The organism is Rathayibacter rathayi, assembly GCF_004011095.1.
GTDB lineage: Bacteria > Actinomycetota > Actinomycetes > Actinomycetales > Microbacteriaceae > Rathayibacter > Rathayibacter rathayi.
In genome coordinates, this window is the sequence record NZ_CP028129.1 from 1,312,345 (window position 1) to 1,327,775 (window position 15,431).

The following is a 15,431-nucleotide window of genomic DNA, read 5'->3' on the forward strand; positions in this document are numbered from 1 at the left end:
CGAGAGAACCCCCATGCAGCTCGGAACCCGCTGGGCGATCGGCCAGGAGCCGCCGCACACCCTTCCCGACATCGTGGTCACCGCGATCGGCGATGCCGAGCGCGAGCTCGGTGCGAACGGCACGGCGACCGCCGACTGGAGGTGGACGCTGACCTGGCTGGAGGGGAAGCCCGTCCTCGAGCTCGACGACGGCACGACGATCACCTACCGTCCCGACGAGGACGCTGCCGACATCAGCCAGCCGCAGGGCCGGGTCGAGAGCGAGGACGACGACTGGGGCTGATCCACGGCGTGGGATCGTGCGGCGTGGGATCGTCGTGAGAGCAGTCGGCGCACCGGAGCGGGGCGGCCCCGCTCGTGCAGCGCCGCCGTCGCCCAGGTCTCTCCGCTGGCGGGCCACACGGACCGAGCCCTGCCCGCCCGCCGCGGTCTGCTCTAGCGACGCCTTGGGACGAGCCAGGCCAGGAGGACGAGCCCGATGACCAGCCCCCAGAAGGCGGAGCCGATCCCGGCGATCGTCGTGCCGGAGGCGGTGACCAGGAGGGTCGCGGCCGCCGGCAGCCTCAGCCGTGCGTCCTCCACGGCGGCCTGCACTGCCGAGACGAACACGCCCAGCAGGGCCAGCCCGGCGACGGCCTCGATCAGCAGCGGGCTCGCGGAGGACACCAGCGCGGCGGCCGCCCCCGCGAACACGCCGAGCACGAGGTAGGAGACGCCGGCCGAGACCGAGGCGATCCAGCGCTGCTCCGGCCGCGGCGACGCCTCGGGGCCCGCCGTCAGCGCGGCGCTGAGTGCGGCGTAGTTGATCGGCACTCCCCCGAAGACGGCGGAGACCGCAGAGAGGGCGCCGGTTGAGACGATCGCCGGCCGCGAGTGAGCCGCGTAGCCGAAGCTCGACAGCACCGCGATGCCCGGGATGTTCTGCCCGGCCATCGTCACGACGTAGAGCGGCAGGCCGATCCCCACCATCGCGCCGATGTCGAACACCGGAGCCACGAACTGCGGCACCGGCAGCAGCGGAGCACGCGCCAGCGCGGCGCCGTCCGTCACCAGGAGCAGCACGATCGCGAGCGCGATCGACGCCGGCACCGCCCAGCGTGGCAGCAAGCGTGTGAGCAGCAGCCAGAGCAGGATCACCGGCAGCGCGAGCGCGGGATTTTCGACCGCCGCCCGTACCGGCGCCAGGACGAGGGAGAAGAGGATGCCTGCGAGCATCGCGTTCGCGAGCGGGCGCGGGATGCGCGCCACGAGCCTCCCGAGCGCCGGCCACAACCCGGTGACCACGAGCAGAGCGGAGGCGACCAGGAAGGCGCCGACGGCTCGATCGAAACCACCGGGGAGCGTCGCGGTAGCGGCTAGCAGGGCAGCGCCCGGAGTGCTCCAGGCGAAGGTCATCGGTACGCGGTAGCGGAGGCTCAGGGCGATGCAGAGCACGCCCTGCAGCACACAGACCGCGAGCAGGCCTGACGCGGCTTGCGCATCGGTGGCTCCGACCGCGACGACTCCGGCGAGCACGATCGCGAACGAGCTGGAGAAGCCGGTGAGGGCGGCGACGACCCCGGCGAGCAGCGGCTGAACGATGGCGAGCCTCCCCGGGCGTCAGCCGGAAGCCGCCGACCCCCGGGCACACCTGCTGTGCACTCCGCCAGAGTAGGGAGGCGGGAGTCTCGGGCCCGTCGACCTGCCGGGCCAATCACGGTGAACTGGCGCGGTGGAGCGAGAATGCCTAGGCGCTCTTCTCTTGACGGCGCGGGGCATGCGGCACGATCGTCGGCGCAGCATTGTCGAGAACAGCCGCCCGGGTGACGACGACGCGCGCCACCTCGTCGGAAGAGGGCACCTCGAACATGATCGGGCCCAGCACCTCCTCGAGGATCGCGCGCAGCCCGCGGGCGCCGGTCTGGCGCAGGACCGCCAGGTCGGCGATGGCCTCGAGTGCACCGCGGTCGAACTCGAGTTCGACGCCATCGATCTCGAACATCCGCTGGTACTGCTTCACGAGTGCGTTACGCGGCTCGGTGAGGATCTGCATCAGTGCATGCTGGTCCAGCTGCGTGACCGTGGTGACGACGGGAAGACGTCCGATGAACTCGGGGATCAGTCCGAACTTGTGCAGGTCCTCTGGGAGCACCTCACTGAAGATGTTGATCTCGTCGTCCTTGTTGTGCAGCGGAGCTCCAAAGCCGATACCGCGCTTGCCCGCCCGCGACGAAATGATGTCCTCGAGGCCGGCGAAGGCGCCGGCCACGATGAAGAGGACGTTCGTCGTGTCGATCTGGATGAACTCCTGATGCGGGTGCTTCCGCCCGCCCTGCGGCGGCACCGAGGCCACGGTTCCCTCGAGGATCTTCAGCAATGCCTGCTGAACTCCCTCGCCCGAGACATCGCGAGTGATGGAGGGGTTCTCGGCCTTCCGCGCGATCTTGTCGACTTCGTCGATGTAAATGATGCCCGTCTCGGCGCGCTTCACGTCGTAATCGGCGGCCTGAATGAGCTTGAGCAGGATGTTCTCGACGTCCTCGCCCACATAGCCCGCCTCGGTGAGGGCCGTCGCATCGGCGACCGCGAAGGGAACGTTGAGCCGTTTAGCGAGGGTTTGAGCGAGGTAGGTCTTACCGCAACCGGTGGGCCCGATGAGCAGAATGTTGCTCTTGGCGATCTCGACCTCGTCGTGGATCGCGTCGGCGGCCGTGATGGTGTTGCGGGCACGCACTCGCTTGTAATGGTTGTAGACCGCGACGGCGAGGGCCTTCTTGGCCTGCTCCTGCCCGATGACGTACTCCTCGAGGAAGCCGAAGATCTCCTTTGGCTTCGGCAGGTCGAACTCGTGGCTCGTCTCCTCGCTCGACTCGGAGAGGCGCTCCTCGATGATCTCGTTGCAGAGTTCGACGCACTCGTCGCAGATGTAGACGCCCGGTCCTGCGATGAGCTGCTGAACCTGCTTCTGACTCTTGCCGCAGAAGGAGCACTTCAGCAGGTCGGCGCTTTCGCCAATACGTGCCACGGGAATGCCCCACTTCCTTGTCGTGCGTCTGTCGAGTCGAACTCCGGAGCCCGGGGCCACGGCGAGTGTGAGCGGGACGATCCCCTCGGACACTGCTCCGAGCCTAGCCGCTGAGCCGCGGACGCTCGGTAGGCGGGCCGGATTCGCCGTGCCTTGTGACTCGCGTGGCGCTTTGCTACGGGGCCGGGGCGGACGCGGAAGGGGCCGGGCAGCGGATCACTCCGCCTTCCGGCCCCTTCCGCGTCGGGTCTCAGGCCGTGAGAGCCGGCAGACTCTTGCGGCTGGTGAGGACCTGGTCGATCAACCCGTACTCGAGCGCGTCGCTCGCACCGAGGATCTTGTCGCGGTCGATGTCCTTCTTGACCTGCTCGATCGAGCGGTTCGAGTGACTCGACAGCGTCTCCTCGAGCCACTCGCGCATGCGCATGATTTCGGCGGCCTGGATCTCGATGTCCGAGGCCTGGCCTCCGCCCTGCTGCACGGCGGGCTGGTGGATGAGGATGCGCGCGTTCGGCAGGGCGAGGCGCTTGCCCGGCGTGCCCGCGGCAGTCAGTACGGCAGCTGCGGAGGCGGCCTGGCCGAGCACGACCGTCTGGATGTGCGGGCGGATGTACTGCATCGTGTCGTAGATGGCCGTCATCGCGGTGAAGGAGCCGCCGGGCGAATTGATGTACATCACGATGTCGCGGTCCGGGTCCTGGCTCTCCAGGACGAGGAGCTGGGCCATGATGTCGTCCGCGGAGGCGTCGTCGACCTGCACGCCGAGGAAGATGATGCGGTCCTCGAAGAGCTTCGCGTACGGGTCCTGGCGCTTGTAGCCGTAGGCCGTGCGCTCCTCGAACGTGGGCAGGATGTAGCGCGAGGACGGTGCGGCTCCGGAGCCGAACGCCGTTCCGCCGAAGGTGGGTGTGGTCATTGTCTGTTCCTGATCTCTCGGCGCGTTCGGTGGACTACTCGTCGATGGCGGTTCCGCCACCGCCGGCCACGTCGGTCGCCGAGGAGCGGATGTGGTCGACGAAGCCGTAGGCCAGAGCCTCCTCGGCGCTGAACCAGCGGTCGCGGTCGCCGTCCTCATTAACCTGCTCGACGGTCTTGCCGGTCGCCTTGGCGGTGATCTCGGCGAGGCGCTTCTTCATGTCGAGGATGAGCTGCGCCTGGGTCTGGATGTCGGAGGCGGTACCGCCGAAGCCGCCGTGCGGCTGGTGGAGGAGCACCCGCGCGTTCGGGGTGATGTAGCGCTTGCCCTGGGTTCCGGCGGTGAGGAGCAGCTGGCCCATCGAGGCCGCCATTCCGATACCCACGGTCACGATGTCGTTCGGGACGAACTGCATCGTGTCGTAGATCGCCATGCCCGCGGTGATCGAGCCGCCGGGCGAGTTGATGTAGAGGTAGATGTCCCGCTCGGAGTCCTCGGCTGCCAGGAGCAGGAGCTTCGCAGCGATCTCGTTCGCGTTCTCGTCGCGCACCTCGGAACCGAGCCAGATGATCCGGTCCTTCAGCAGGCGGTCGAAAACACTGTTGGGCATAACCATGTCGGCCATGTATTGCTCCGTTTCAGTTGTCGCTTCGGAGGCGAATCTATCGGACGGCACCAGAGGGATCCGGCCGTGTTCGCCGGGGGCGGAGCGGAGTCGCCCGTGTTCGCCCGCGGCGGAGCGGAGCCCCACCGACGAAAGGAGCCGCCCTCCGACGAATCGGGGGGGCGGCTCCTGGTCGTGCTCGCGGAGACTACTCGGCGGCGGGGGTCTCCTCGGTGGCAGCGGCGACCTTCTTCTTCGCGGGCGCACGCTTCTTCTTGGGGGCCGGGGCGGGCACCTCGTCCGCGGCGGGCTCGGCGGGCACCTCGGCGTCGGCGGCGGCCTGGGCCTCCTCGACGACCTCGGTTTCCTCGGAGGTGACGGACTCGGCGGACTCATCGGAGGTCTCGCCGGCCTCATCGTCACCGGGGACCGCGGTGAACGCGGTGAGGTCGACGGCGTTGCCCTCGGTGTCAGTGACCTTCGCCTTGCCCAGGACGATCGCGAGCGCCTTGTTGCGCGCGACCTCGCCGACCATCTGGCCGATCTGGTTGTTCTCGGACAGGACCTTAATGAACTCGCTCGGCTCCATGCCGTACTGCGCAGCACCCTGGATCAGGTACTGCGTGAGCTCGTCCTGGCTGACCTGGACCTTCTCCTGCTCGACGATGTGGTCGAGAAGGATTTGCGTCCTGAAGGTCTTCTCGCTGGCCTCCGTGACCTCGGCGCGGTGCTCGTCGTCCTCGAGGCGGTTCTCGCCCTCGAGGTGGCGGTGCACCTCGTCCTCGACGAGACCGGCCGGCACGGGGACCTCGACGAGGGCGAGCAGCGCCTCGACGAGCTTCTCGCGAGCCTCGCCGCCCTGGCCGAAGGTCTTCTGCTGAGCGGACTGTGCCGTGAGCGACTCGCGCAGCTCGGCGATCGTGTCGAACTCGCTGGCGATCTGAGCGAAGTCGTCGTCGCCATCCGGCAGCTCGCGCTCCTTGACGGCGGTGAGGGTGACCGCGATCTCGGCCTGCTCGCCGGCGTGGTCGCCTCCGAGCAGCGGGGCGGTGAAGGTGGTGCTCTCCCCGGCGGTCAGCGAGTCGAGCGCCTCGTCGATGCCCTCGATCAGCTCGCCCGAACCGAGTTCGTAGGAAATGGCGTTGGCGGAGTCGACCTCGACCCCGTCGATGGTGGCGACCAGGTCGATCTGCGCGAAGTCACCGGTCGTCGCCGGGCGGTCGACGGTAACCAGAGTGCCGAATCGGCTACGGAGCTTGTCCAGCTCGGCGTCGACATCGGTGTCGGTGACCCCTGCCGCGTCGACGGTCAGCTCGATGCCGTCGTAGTCCGGGATGGTGATCTCGGGGCGCACATCGACCTCAATGGCGAGTTCGAGGTCGCCGGTGAAGTCCTTATCGCTCGGCCAGGCGAGGATGTCGGCCTGCGGACGGCCCAGGGGGCGGACCTCGGTCTCGCGAACGGCCTCACGGTAAAAGCCGTCCAGACCCTCGTTGACCGCGTGCTCGAGCACGGCCGCCTTGCCGACGCGCTGATCGACGATCGCGGGAGGGACCTTGCCCTTGCGGAAGCCGGGGACGGTGATCTGCTCGGCGATGTGGCCATAGGCGTGCGTGATGCTGGGGCCGAGTTCGTCCGGGGTGACCGAAATCGCGAGCTTCACGCGGGTCGGGCTCAGCTGTTCTACCGTGGTCTTCACGTGAGGGGATCTCCTGTGCTGGTTGGTGTCGGCGCCGGATGACGGTCGTCACGGGTCGATGTCGTCACGATGAGTACTCGTGGTCGGGGCGACAGGATTCGAACCTGCGACCTCCCGCTCCCAAAGCGGGCGCTCTAGCCAAGCTGAGCTACGCCCCGGATTGCGCGGGCCTGGGCACCGTGCATGAGACTCTCGTCGAACCCTCCCCGCACGTCCGCTCGCGCGACACGCCGAAATGGCCTTCACAAGTGTACTGCACGGCGGCCACTGCGACCGGAACGGCGCGGCAGTGGCCCGCGGGCCGGTCACAGCCCCGGTCGTGGCGCTCTTCACGGCAGTGCTCCCGGCCCTCGCGTGATGTACTACGCTGTCCTGGTGCCCGGTCGTGAGATCGGTCCGCGCCGATCGCAGCCCTCAGGTCGCCGATTCGGGGCTGTAGCTTAGTGGTAAAGCCTCTGTCTTCCAAACAGATGATGCGAGTTCGATTCTCGTCAGCCCCTCCGTCTTCTCCTCCGCCACTCCTCGGTTCCCCCGTCGAGGCGGCATCGCGATGCGCTCCGCGCCTGATCCCGCCGCTGCCCGGCCGCACGATCGAACGACGACCCCCGCAGGTCCGACACTGACCCCTCGTTTGCGGGACATATGACTGTCCTGTCCCCGTTTCAGTGACCTGATTGTGATGATCGACCAGGCGGCTCGGAACCCCTCCCCGCCGCGATCAGTAACCGCGATCAGTAACAAGGAGAACGCTGAATGACTGAGAACCCCGCCCGTCCTGCTTCGACGACGCAACCGACCCGACGAGCCGCCCTGCGCGCCGCGGGCTGGTCCGTGCCGGTGATTGCCCTTGCTGTCGCGACGCCGGCACTCGCCGCCTCCGAGACCGACTCGGTCGGTTTCGCGCCCAGTACCTACGTGAACCACACCGGCCTCGGCACCATCGCGCTGACCGGATACGTCTCGGGGCCCGTCCCGGCCGTCGTGCTTCTGCACTACTCCCCCGGCTTCAGCGGCCCAGGCAGCGCGCCCATCCAGGCCGACGGGACCTTCGTGGTCCCCGGCGTCACCTGCCCCTCCGCCGTCGTCACTGGCACAGTGATCGCCTCCATTGACGGGTACACGGCGGGCACAGCGACCATCAGCGTCACCGACCCGGAGCCGCGCTCCGGCTCCATCGCGTTCAACCCGGCGCAGTACCGCGGGACGCGGAACGGCTCGCGAGTCGACTTCCCCACCCTGACCGGGACCGTCTCGGTGACCGGCGGACCGTTGCCGGCGCAGGTCGTCCTGAGCTTCTCCGAACCCTCGCCCGGCCGCGTCGACTTGCGCCGCGACGCCGGATTCCTCGTTCCGATTGATCCGCAGACCGGAGCGTTCGACGTGACCGGGGTCTACAACGCGATCGTCGGGGGCGATAACCCCTCCGGCTTCATCTACGCCGGCGTCCAGAACCCTGAACTGACGTTCGGCCTGAGCACGGCAGAACTCGACGGCTGACCGAGGGTCCGGGGCGGAGGATGTGGTCTTCCGCCCCGGAGGACGACGAGGAAGAGGCAGCGCGCAGGCAGCAGCGGCGAGGGAACTGTGGTCCCGCACGTCGGGATTGGCGGTCCTCGATCGGGAGGACCGTACGACGATCCTCGACCTTGGTGCCCCGGGTGCGCACCCCGTCCTCCTGGAGGGCGCCGCTCCGCTGATCTGGCGGCAAACCGCCGCTCCCTGCTCTGCGGAGGCGATGGTCGTGCGCCTCGCGGTGCTCACCGGAGAGCGGGAGGACGACATCTGCGAGGACGTCCTGGCCTTTCTCTGCACACTGGCCGCGCTCGGGTTCTCGAGGCCTCTCCTGCGCCCTCCACCGACGCCTGCGGATGATCGGCCGGCTGCACACCGACGACGCGATCCTGCTCGGGCACGCGCTGGTCGGTCGCCTCGCCCGTGACCGGGGGATCCGCTGTCTCTCGGTCACGGGCCCGGTCCTGGAGGCGCAGGACCTTCGCGACGCGCACCGCTCCGGCGATGTCGATGTTCTGGTCGAGCCCGCCCGCCTCGCCGATCTCCTCACGGAGTTGCACCTGCGGGGCTGGCGGGAGCGACCAGGGATGTCGGCCCCGCGGATCCTGCCGCTGCACTCGGTGACGCTGCTGCACGACCAGTGGCCGTGCGACATCGACGTGCACCACGCCTTTCCCGGATTCCTGGCTCCGAGCGACAGAGTCTTCGACGAGCTGTGGGGTCTTCGACGAGCTGTGGGGTCTTCGACGAGCTGTGGGGTCTTCGACGAGCTGTGGGGTCTTCGACGAGCTGTGGGCGCGGAGGCTGCCGGCCGAGCTGGCCGGTGCGGCGGTCCTGGTCGCGGATCCGGTCGCGAACAGCGCCGTTCTCGCGCTGCACGCCCTTCGCCATCCAGCCGCCGTTCGCGGCCGGCGAGAGCTCGATGGACTCGTGCACCGGTGGAGCAGCGGGCGCGCCGACCTCTCGATCGACGCACTGCTGCGTCTGGCCGACACCACCGACGCGACCGCCACACTCGCTCCGTTCCTCACCCGCCTCGGGGTGCCGCCTCCGCAGAACGTCCAGGCCTACGCCGACTGGGTCCTGCACCCGTCGAACGCGCATCGCGGGCGGACTCTGGCCTGGGTCCGCGCCTTCCGCTCGACGCCGCTGCACCGTCGCCATCGCCTCCTCGCCGAGGCCCTATGGCCGGCGGAGTCCGGCTTCTGTGCGGAGCACCCCGAGGTGGGGCCGTCGGCAGCCGCGCTCCGCCGTGCCCGCCTGACGCGACTGCGCATCGGTCTGAGCCGACTTCCCCGCGCGCTCCTCAGCCGGTGATCAGCTGATCGCGCCGACGTGCTCCTCCCTCAGTGCGAGGTACGAGGCGGCGTTGTGGCGAATGCCCGCCCGCTCCTGCTCGGACAGCTCGCGGCGGACCTTCGCGGGGACGCCGGCGACGAGCGAGCCCGGCGGGACGCGGGTCCCCTCCAGCACGACTGCACCCGCGGCGATGAGCGAGCCGGTGCCGATCACCGCTCCGTTCAAGACGGTCGCGTTCATCCCCACCAGCACGTCGTCCTCGATCGTGCAGCCGTGGAGGACGGCGTTGTGCCCGACCGAGACGCCCGCACCGATCACGGCGTCGTGACCGGCGTCGACATGGACGACCACGCCGTCCTGCAGATTGCTGCGGGCGCCGACCTCGATCCGGGCGTGTTCGGCACGGAGCACGGCGCCGTACCACAGGCTCGCCTGCTCGCCCAGCCGCACGGAGCCGACCACGGTCGCGCCCGGAGCGATCCAGGCCGTGGCGGCGATCTCGGGCGTGCGGCCGCCGGGCAGGGTGAGCACGCGAGCGCCCGCCGCGGGGGTAGATGACATCCGGTGGTCCTCTTTTACTCTCGAACTCAGCGGCCGGCGCGCAGCCAGGCGAGCACGGCCAGTACTCGGCGGTGATCGGAGCCGGAGTCCTCCAGTCCGAGCTTCTGGAAGATCGCGGTCACGTTCTTCTCCACGGCCCCCACGCCGACGAACAGGGCGGAGGCGATTCCCGCGTTGGTGCGGCCCTGCGCCATCTGCTCCAGCACCTCGCGCTCGCGCGGGGTGAGGGCGGCGAGCGGATCGCGGTTGCGCTGCAGGAGCGAAGCGACGACCTGCGGATCGAGGACGGTTCCGCCGGCCGCGACGCGCTCGACGGCGTCGCGCAGTTCCTCCACGGAAGCGACCCGGTCCTTCAGCAGGTAGCCCAGCCCGCCGTCGCCGGAACTGAGCAGCTCCTGCGCGTAGGTGACCTCGACGTACTGGCTGAGAAGCAGGACCGCGATGCCCGGGTGGCGGCGGCGGATCTCGAGCGCCGCACGAACGCCCTCGTCCCGGAACGTCGGCGGCATCCGCACATCGAGTACGGCGACATCGACCGCGGCAGGGTCACGGACGAGATCCTCGAGCAGACCACCAGCATCCCCGAAGGCGCCGACGGAGGCGAATCCCGCGTCCTCGAAGAGACGGACCAGACCCTCGCGCAGGAGGACCGAGTCCTCGGCGATGGCGACGCGGAGGATGGGCACGCCCTCAGGATAGAGCGGTCGGCCGGTAGGGAACGTGGACGGCCACGGTGCTCGGGCCACCGAGGGGCGAGTTCACCGTGACGATCCCGCGCAGGCCCGGACGCGGCCACCGACTCCCTCGAGCCCGTGACCGGGGACGCTCAACGCTCCCCCGACCCCATCGTCGATGACCCAGACGTCGAGCCAGTGCTCCCCCGGTGTGGCGGATTCGCGCGTGTCCAGGTGCACCCGCACCGATCGCGCACTCGAGTGCTTGGACGCATTGGCGAGCAGCTCGGCGACCACAAAGTAGACGCTGCGCTCGACCTCGGGCGGGACGTCCCCGAGCGGATGCTCCGCGAGCACCTCGACCGGCACGGGGCTCAGGGCGGCGAGCGAGTGCACGGCCGCCTCGAAGCCCCGGTCTTGCAGGATCGGCGGCGCTACTCCACGGGAGAGCGCCCGCAGCTCATCGAGTGCAGCTCCGACGTGCTCGCGGGCCTCGTCGATGATCCGGCCGGCCGACTCCGGATCGGCGGTGAGGCGGTTGCGAGCAGAGGCGAGATCCATCTGCACCCGGATTAGTCGCTGCTGCGGGCCGTCGTGGATGTCGCGCTCGAGCCGACGCAGAGCGCGATCCTCAGCGACCACGGCCGCACCACGGGAGGCACTCAGCTCGGCGACCTCGCGCTGCAGCGCCTCGGACTCCCACGGCCCCAGCACCAATCGGTTGATGAGCCAGCGCGCGAGGGTGAGGCCCCGGGTGACAAACGGCAGCGTAGAGACGAAGAGGACCGTCGTGGCGAGCGCGGCCGCGGCGATCATCGCGGCGGGCGGCTCCGAGAGGTTCAGCAGCGCGGCGCCGTTCTCGGCCAGCAGACGGGCGGGGCCGGCGGCGCCCCCAGGGCGGCCGCCAGCCCGCCGATCCCCGCCCAGGTCCACAGCGCGAGAAGCAGCCCGAACAGCAGGGCGACGAGTGGACCGACGACGAGCGTGTGCAGCAGCGCGAGCCAGTAGTGGCCATCTATCACGGGGCCGTACAGGGCGAACGTCGACGGCGCGATGGAGGCCGGTGGCCGCCGCCACTGCGGGTGCGGCACGGCGGGGCGCCCGGCGAGGACGTCGAGGCCGACGGCGGCGCGGGAGAATACGCGCGCCGTGTAGAGGGCGGCCGGCAAGAAGACGAGGCCGATCAGGACGCCCACGAGTCCGAGGGTCACCGCGAGAGCAAGGCCCGCGCAGAGGGCGCCGAGCATAGCGACGGGCACGGCGGCGACGAGCGAGAGCGCCTCCCGGGGCAGCCCGCGCCACAGCCGAAGGTACGCGCGAGCGGCCTCCTCGAGCGCGGTCGACGCGGTGCTCATATGCCCCTCCTCGCCGGTGCTCCTGCGCCCCTGTCGGCCGATCCGGCCGTCCCTGCTGGCCGGTCGAGCGTAGCGGTGCCGGAGCCCAGGGCGCCCGGGGGCAGACCCCCGGATCGGCGCCGGGCGAGGCAGGTGAGCCTGCCCTTCACCCGACTCAGCCGAGCCTGCGCTTCCTTGCGGCATCGCGGGATCTGCGTACAGTTGACGATCAGTCACCCACTCTCGAAAGGACCAGACGATGTCTAGCACGTCCGTCACGTCACACACCTCCTCGAACCCCGATGTAGCCTCCGGAGTCGCTCAATTCCTCAGCCCCGTCGTCGTCGAGATGACCGCGCTCGTCGTCAACGGCAAGCAAGCGCACTGGCACGTCCGCGGCGCCAACTTCATCGGCGTCCACGAGCTGCTCGACGCGATCGTCGGCCGCGCCATCGAGTGGGCTGATCTGGCCGCCGAGCGCGTGGTCGCTCTGGGCCTCCCGGTGGACGCCCGCATCCAGACCGTCGCCTCGGCGACGCAGTCCGAGCCGCTCACCCCCGGCTTCCAGCGCTCCGAGAACGCGATCGTCGAGATCATCCGCCAGATGGACGTTGCGATCTCGGTCGTGAACACGGCGATCGCCGAGCTCGCCGAGATCGACGCGAGCAGCCAGGACGTCGCCATCGAGATCGGCCGCGGCCTCGAGAAGGACCGCTGGTTCCTCTTCGCGCACGTCAGCGAGAGCTGAGCGAGGATGCCTGCGACGGCCCGCTGATCCTCGGATCAGCGGGCCGTTCGTCCTCTCCGCCTCGCGCAGCCCGCGACGAGCGCTCAGGCTCCGTGCGTGAAGCGTCCGCCCAGGAGCGTCGCCGCGACAGGCATGGAGCGGAGTTCGGCGCAGTCGCAGCGGAGCGGATCACGCTCGACGACGACCAGGTCGGCCGGATCGCCGATCGCGGGCATCAACCGCCGCACTCGGGTCGAGGCGATGATCGCCTCCTCCACACTCATCCGCTGCTCCGGGTGCCACGGCTCGTCGCCGGGGAGCGCCCGGAAGACCGCGGCCGAGACGGCGACCCACGGATCCAGCGGTGCGACTGGCGCATCCGAACCGAGCACCACGCGCGCTCCGGAGTCCAGTAGCGAGCGGAGCGGGAACGCGCGACCGGTGCGTCCCGGCCAGTAGCGCTCCGCCACCTCGCGATCATCGAGTGCATGTGCGGGCTGCACCCCGGCCTCGACGCCGAGCGCCGCGAAACGCGGCAGGTCGGTGTCCGCGAGGAGCTGGGCGTGCTCGATGCGTCCCCCGCCCACCCGGCCGAGCGCATCCAGGGCGAGGGTCGCCGCCGCGTCGCCGATCGCGTGCACCGTCGAGCGGATGCCGCCGGCTGCCGCGCGGGCGAGCAGCTCGTCGAGTTCGGCGGGCTCCACCGTGAGTACGCCGTAGCCGTCGTGGTCGGCGTACGGGTGGGCGCAGTAGGCGGTCCGGGTGTTCAGGGAGCCGTCGATGAGGACCTTGAGTGGACCCATCCGCAGTAGTCCCTCACCGCCGGGGAGGTCATCGCCCGAGCGCAGCCCCTCGGCCAGGGCCCGGTCGAGGTCGTCGCGGTAGACGCCCGTCTCGACGCGAAGGGAGCGCGTGCCGCGGCCGACGCGGCGGGTCCAGTCGCCCGCGTTCCAGCCCATTTCGAGGTCGACGACGCCGACTACTCCCCGTGCCGCCGCCCGCCCGGCCGCTGTATCGACCAGAGCATCGAGCTCGTCCTCGCCGAGCGCGCCCAGCGCGGTGACCAGCTCGAAGCAGGGGTCCTCACGGACGAGCTCTCGCTGCGCAGCGACGCCGTATTGCCGATACGCGGCCGAATTCAGCCAGGCGCAGTGCAGGTCGCCGCTGATCAGCACGACCGGCCGCGCGGGAGAGACCTCATCGAGCAGCGCGGTCGTCGGGGGCTCCGGCCAGAGCCCGTCGCGGAAACCGAAGCCGATCAGCGTGCCGGCACCCGGCTGCTCCGCCAGCCGCTGCCGCACGGCGTCCGCCGTCTCGCGGGCTGAGGCGGCAGCCGACACGTCTAGGCGCGGGGCCGTCATCGCCCACTGCGAAAAGTGGACGTGCTCGTCCCAGAGCCCGGGCAGGAGCCAGCGCCCGTCGAGGTCGCGCACGTCATCGCCCCGTGCGGGCACGACCTCGGGACCGATCGCCGCCAGCCGGCCCTCGCGCAGGAGCACAGCACAGGGCCTGGAGGACCCGAGGAGACGGGCGCCCCGCAGCAGGAGCCCGCGGCTCATCGCCGGAGCCGACGGGTCGCTGTGACGATCGCTCGGTGGCCACGGCGCCTGCGGGCCTCCTGTGCTCCGGCGCTCAGGACTGGCACACCGGGCACCAGTAGAGCTTGCGCGCACCGATCTCCTCGAGTAGGACGTTCGTCCCGCAGACCCGGCACGGCAACCCCTCGCGCTTGTAGACGTAGTTACGCTCGGCGCGGCTGCGAACGGCCTTCGAGCGCTCGGCCCCTGTCAGGCCGCGGCGCGTGATCATCATCCCCGTTCGGATGCCGTCCTCGAGCAGATACGCCCAGTCGCGCCAGAGCGCCTGCGCCACCTCGAGTGGCACCTGCTTGCCGGGCGTGTGCGGATCCAGACCGGCGCGGTACAGCAGCTCGGCGCGGTAGATGTTGCCGATGCCGCTGACGACGGACTGGTCCATCAGCACCAGGCCGACCGGAGTGGCCGTCTTGCGCAGCCGACTCACGAAGCGCTCGCGCGCCTCCTCGGAGTCCTCGGCCGCCGGATCCGGGCCAAGCCGTGCGAGCAGGGCGTCGACCTGGGCCGGGTCCATCACCTCGCACGCGGTGGGGCCGCGCAGGTCGGCGACGGTCTCCTCCGTCTGGATGCGCACCCGCACCGCCCCCACGGGCGGCGGCGGGAACTCGTCGAGTTCGGAGTCGGTCTCGTGCTCCGTCTCGGAGAGGCGCACCGCGCGGCGACGGCGCGGGGCGCCGATGCTGCTCCCGGCCTTCCCATCCGGGAACAGCGGCGAGACGTGCCCGAGGAAGTCCCACGCGCCGTAGAGGCCGAGGTGCACATGCAGGGTCAGCTCCCCCTCGAAGCGGAGCAGCAGGTGCTTGCCGACAGCGGTCGACTCGCGCAGCTCCCGCCCGTCGAGCACCGCGGCTCCCTCGGTGAAGCGACCCTGGGGGCTGCTGGTCGCGACGCGGTGCCCGACGACGTCGCGCTCGAACTGCAGCGCGATCCGGTGGACGGAGTGCCCCTCGGGCACTCAGTGCTCCTTCGCGGCGGAGTCGACGACCCGGCCGGCGATATCACCGGTGGCCTCGTACTCGGCGAGCTGCGCGATGCGGCGCACATGGCGCTCCTCGAAGCTGAAGGGCTCGGCGACGAACGCGTCGATGAAATCGGTCGCCTCCTCGACCGAGTGCTGGCGCGCACCGATCGAGATGACGTTGGCGTCGTTGTGCTGGCGGGCGAGCACCGCGGTGCTGAGATTCCAGACCAGAGCCGCACGCACACCGGTGACCTTGTTCGCCGCGATCTGCTCGCCATTGCCCGAGCCGCCGAAGACGACGCCGAGGGCCTGAACCCCCGCCTCCTGATCGCGCACGACCGCGGCCGCGGCGTTGATGCAGAAGGACGGATAGTCGTCCAACGGATCGTAGGAGGTGGGACCGTGGTCGATCACCTCGTGGCCGGCGGCACCCAGGTGCTCGATCAGGTGGCGGCTGAAGTCCAGCCCTGCGTGGTCCGTGGCGAGGTGGATGCGCACGAGTGAACTCCTCCAGGAGACGTCTGGGGCCCGCGGTGCCCGGGCCG

At 70.1% G+C, this 15,431-nt stretch carries 16 protein-coding genes and 2 tRNA genes; 5 read left to right on the forward strand and 13 right to left on the reverse strand.

The window, feature by feature from the left end:
• The first annotated feature begins 13 nt into the window (after positions 1-13).
• Positions 14-283 (forward strand): hypothetical protein, encoded by a 270-nt coding sequence (locus tag C1O28_RS06410; protein WP_097165888.1) that lies wholly within the window; start codon positions 14-16, stop codon positions 281-283.
• A gap of 152 nt (positions 284-435) precedes the next feature.
• Here the strand turns inward: C1O28_RS06410 and C1O28_RS06415 are convergent, their stop codons facing one another.
• The 6 genes from C1O28_RS06415 to C1O28_RS06440 form a co-directional block, all read right to left on the reverse strand.
• Positions 436-1,581 (reverse strand): benzoate/H(+) symporter BenE family transporter, encoded by a 1,146-nt coding sequence (locus C1O28_RS06415; RefSeq protein ID WP_097165887.1) that lies wholly within the window; start codon positions 1,579-1,581, stop codon positions 436-438.
• A gap of 145 nt (positions 1,582-1,726) precedes the next feature.
• The gene (gene clpX, locus C1O28_RS06420; RefSeq protein WP_097165886.1) at positions 1,727-3,004 is read right to left on the reverse strand and encodes an ATP-dependent Clp protease ATP-binding subunit ClpX; all 1,278 of its coding nucleotides are present in this window, start codon (positions 3,002-3,004) and stop codon (positions 1,727-1,729) included.
• A 250-nt stretch (positions 3,005-3,254) separates the two neighbouring features.
• Positions 3,255-3,920, reverse strand: coding sequence for an ATP-dependent Clp protease proteolytic subunit (locus tag C1O28_RS06425; protein WP_097165885.1), 666 nt, complete (start codon positions 3,918-3,920; stop codon positions 3,255-3,257).
• 34 nt (positions 3,921-3,954) lie between these two features.
• The gene (locus C1O28_RS06430) at positions 3,955-4,545 is read right to left on the reverse strand and encodes an ATP-dependent Clp protease proteolytic subunit (protein ID WP_097165884.1); all 591 of its coding nucleotides are present in this window, start codon (positions 4,543-4,545) and stop codon (positions 3,955-3,957) included.
• A 187-nt stretch (positions 4,546-4,732) separates the two neighbouring features.
• Positions 4,733-6,223 (reverse strand): trigger factor, encoded by a 1,491-nt coding sequence (tig, locus tag C1O28_RS06435; protein ID WP_097165883.1) that lies wholly within the window; start codon positions 6,221-6,223, stop codon positions 4,733-4,735.
• Positions 6,224-6,303: 80 nt separating this feature from the next.
• Positions 6,304-6,381: transfer RNA gene (locus C1O28_RS06440), tRNA-Pro, on the reverse strand.
• Positions 6,382-6,652: 271 nt separating this feature from the next.
• On the opposite strand from C1O28_RS06440, the gene C1O28_RS06445 reads away from it, so the two are divergent.
• The 3 genes from C1O28_RS06445 to C1O28_RS06455 all read left to right on the forward strand — a co-directional run bounded on the left by C1O28_RS06445 (position 6,653) and on the right by C1O28_RS06455 (position 9,052).
• Positions 6,653-6,723: transfer RNA gene (locus C1O28_RS06445), tRNA-Gly, on the forward strand.
• 253 nt (positions 6,724-6,976) lie between these two features.
• Complete coding sequence (locus C1O28_RS06450; RefSeq protein WP_097165882.1) at positions 6,977-7,720, forward strand: hypothetical protein; 744 nt, start codon at positions 6,977-6,979, stop codon at positions 7,718-7,720.
• 768 nt (positions 7,721-8,488) lie between these two features.
• The gene (locus tag C1O28_RS06455) at positions 8,489-9,052 is read left to right on the forward strand and encodes a hypothetical protein (RefSeq protein ID WP_097165880.1); all 564 of its coding nucleotides are present in this window, start codon (positions 8,489-8,491) and stop codon (positions 9,050-9,052) included.
• Here the strand turns inward: C1O28_RS06455 and C1O28_RS06460 are convergent, their stop codons facing one another.
• The 4 genes from C1O28_RS06460 to C1O28_RS06475 all read right to left on the reverse strand — a co-directional run bounded on the left by C1O28_RS06460 (position 9,053) and on the right by C1O28_RS06475 (position 11,624).
• Entirely contained in the window at positions 9,053-9,595 is a 543-nt protein-coding gene (locus C1O28_RS06460; protein ID WP_097165879.1) for a gamma carbonic anhydrase family protein, read from the reverse strand.
• 26 nt (positions 9,596-9,621) lie between these two features.
• Positions 9,622-10,281 carry a response regulator transcription factor gene (locus tag C1O28_RS06465; protein ID WP_097165878.1) on the reverse strand — a complete coding sequence of 220 codons (660 nt, stop codon included), beginning with the start codon at positions 10,279-10,281 and terminating at the stop codon, positions 9,622-9,624.
• A gap of 72 nt (positions 10,282-10,353) precedes the next feature.
• Entirely contained in the window at positions 10,354-11,202 is an 849-nt protein-coding gene (locus C1O28_RS06470) for a sensor histidine kinase (protein ID WP_164861106.1), read from the reverse strand.
• Positions 11,109-11,624: a sensor domain-containing protein gene (locus tag C1O28_RS06475; protein ID WP_164861107.1), complete on the reverse strand. Its 516-nt coding sequence runs from the start codon at positions 11,622-11,624 to the stop codon at positions 11,109-11,111. The genes C1O28_RS06470 and C1O28_RS06475 overlap by 94 nt, the downstream gene beginning before the upstream one ends.
• A 238-nt stretch (positions 11,625-11,862) precedes the next feature.
• Here C1O28_RS06475 and C1O28_RS06480 point away from each other — a divergent pair, with 238 nt between their 5' ends.
• Entirely contained in the window at positions 11,863-12,351 is a 489-nt protein-coding gene (locus C1O28_RS06480; RefSeq protein ID WP_097165876.1) for a Dps family protein, read from the forward strand.
• A gap of 83 nt (positions 12,352-12,434) precedes the next feature.
• Here the strand turns inward: C1O28_RS06480 and C1O28_RS06485 are convergent, their stop codons facing one another.
• From C1O28_RS06485 to C1O28_RS06495, 3 genes are all read right to left on the reverse strand, one after another.
• Positions 12,435-13,889 carry an amidohydrolase gene (locus tag C1O28_RS06485; protein ID WP_097165875.1) on the reverse strand — a complete coding sequence of 485 codons (1,455 nt, stop codon included), beginning with the start codon at positions 13,887-13,889 and terminating at the stop codon, positions 12,435-12,437.
• 73 nt (positions 13,890-13,962) lie between these two features.
• Positions 13,963-14,880 carry an Fpg/Nei family DNA glycosylase gene (locus tag C1O28_RS06490; protein WP_097165874.1) on the reverse strand — a complete coding sequence of 306 codons (918 nt, stop codon included), beginning with the start codon at positions 14,878-14,880 and terminating at the stop codon, positions 13,963-13,965.
• A complete protein-coding gene (locus C1O28_RS06495; RefSeq protein ID WP_097165873.1) occupies positions 14,881-15,384 on the reverse strand; it encodes a ribose-5-phosphate isomerase in 504 nt (167 codons plus the stop codon).
• Positions 15,385-15,431 lie beyond the last annotated feature (47 nt).

What these genes read in the sequence shown, in the direction of transcription:
- C1O28_RS06410 (WP_097165888.1), top strand. Translation starts at nt 14, where the DNA reads ATGCAGCTCGGAACCCGCTGGGCGATCGGCCAGGAGCCGCCGCACACC.
- C1O28_RS06425 (WP_097165885.1), bottom strand. Translation starts at nt 3,920, where the DNA reads ATGACCACACCCACCTTCGGCGGAACGGCGTTCGGCTCCGGAGCCGCA.
- C1O28_RS06430 (WP_097165884.1), bottom strand. Translation starts at nt 4,545, where the DNA reads ATGGCCGACATGGTTATGCCCAACAGTGTTTTCGACCGCCTGCTGAAG.
- C1O28_RS06450 (WP_097165882.1), top strand. Translation starts at nt 6,977, where the DNA reads ATGACTGAGAACCCCGCCCGTCCTGCTTCGACGACGCAACCGACCCGA.
- C1O28_RS06460 (WP_097165879.1), bottom strand. Translation starts at nt 9,595, where the DNA reads ATGTCATCTACCCCCGCGGCGGGCGCTCGCGTGCTCACCCTGCCCGGC.
- C1O28_RS06475 (WP_164861107.1), bottom strand. Translation starts at nt 11,624, where the DNA reads ATGAGCACCGCGTCGACCGCGCTCGAGGAGGCCGCTCGCGCGTACCTT.
- C1O28_RS06480 (WP_097165876.1), top strand. Translation starts at nt 11,863, where the DNA reads ATGTCTAGCACGTCCGTCACGTCACACACCTCCTCGAACCCCGATGTA.
- C1O28_RS06485 (WP_097165875.1), bottom strand. Translation starts at nt 13,889, where the DNA reads ATGAGCCGCGGGCTCCTGCTGCGGGGCGCCCGTCTCCTCGGGTCCTCC.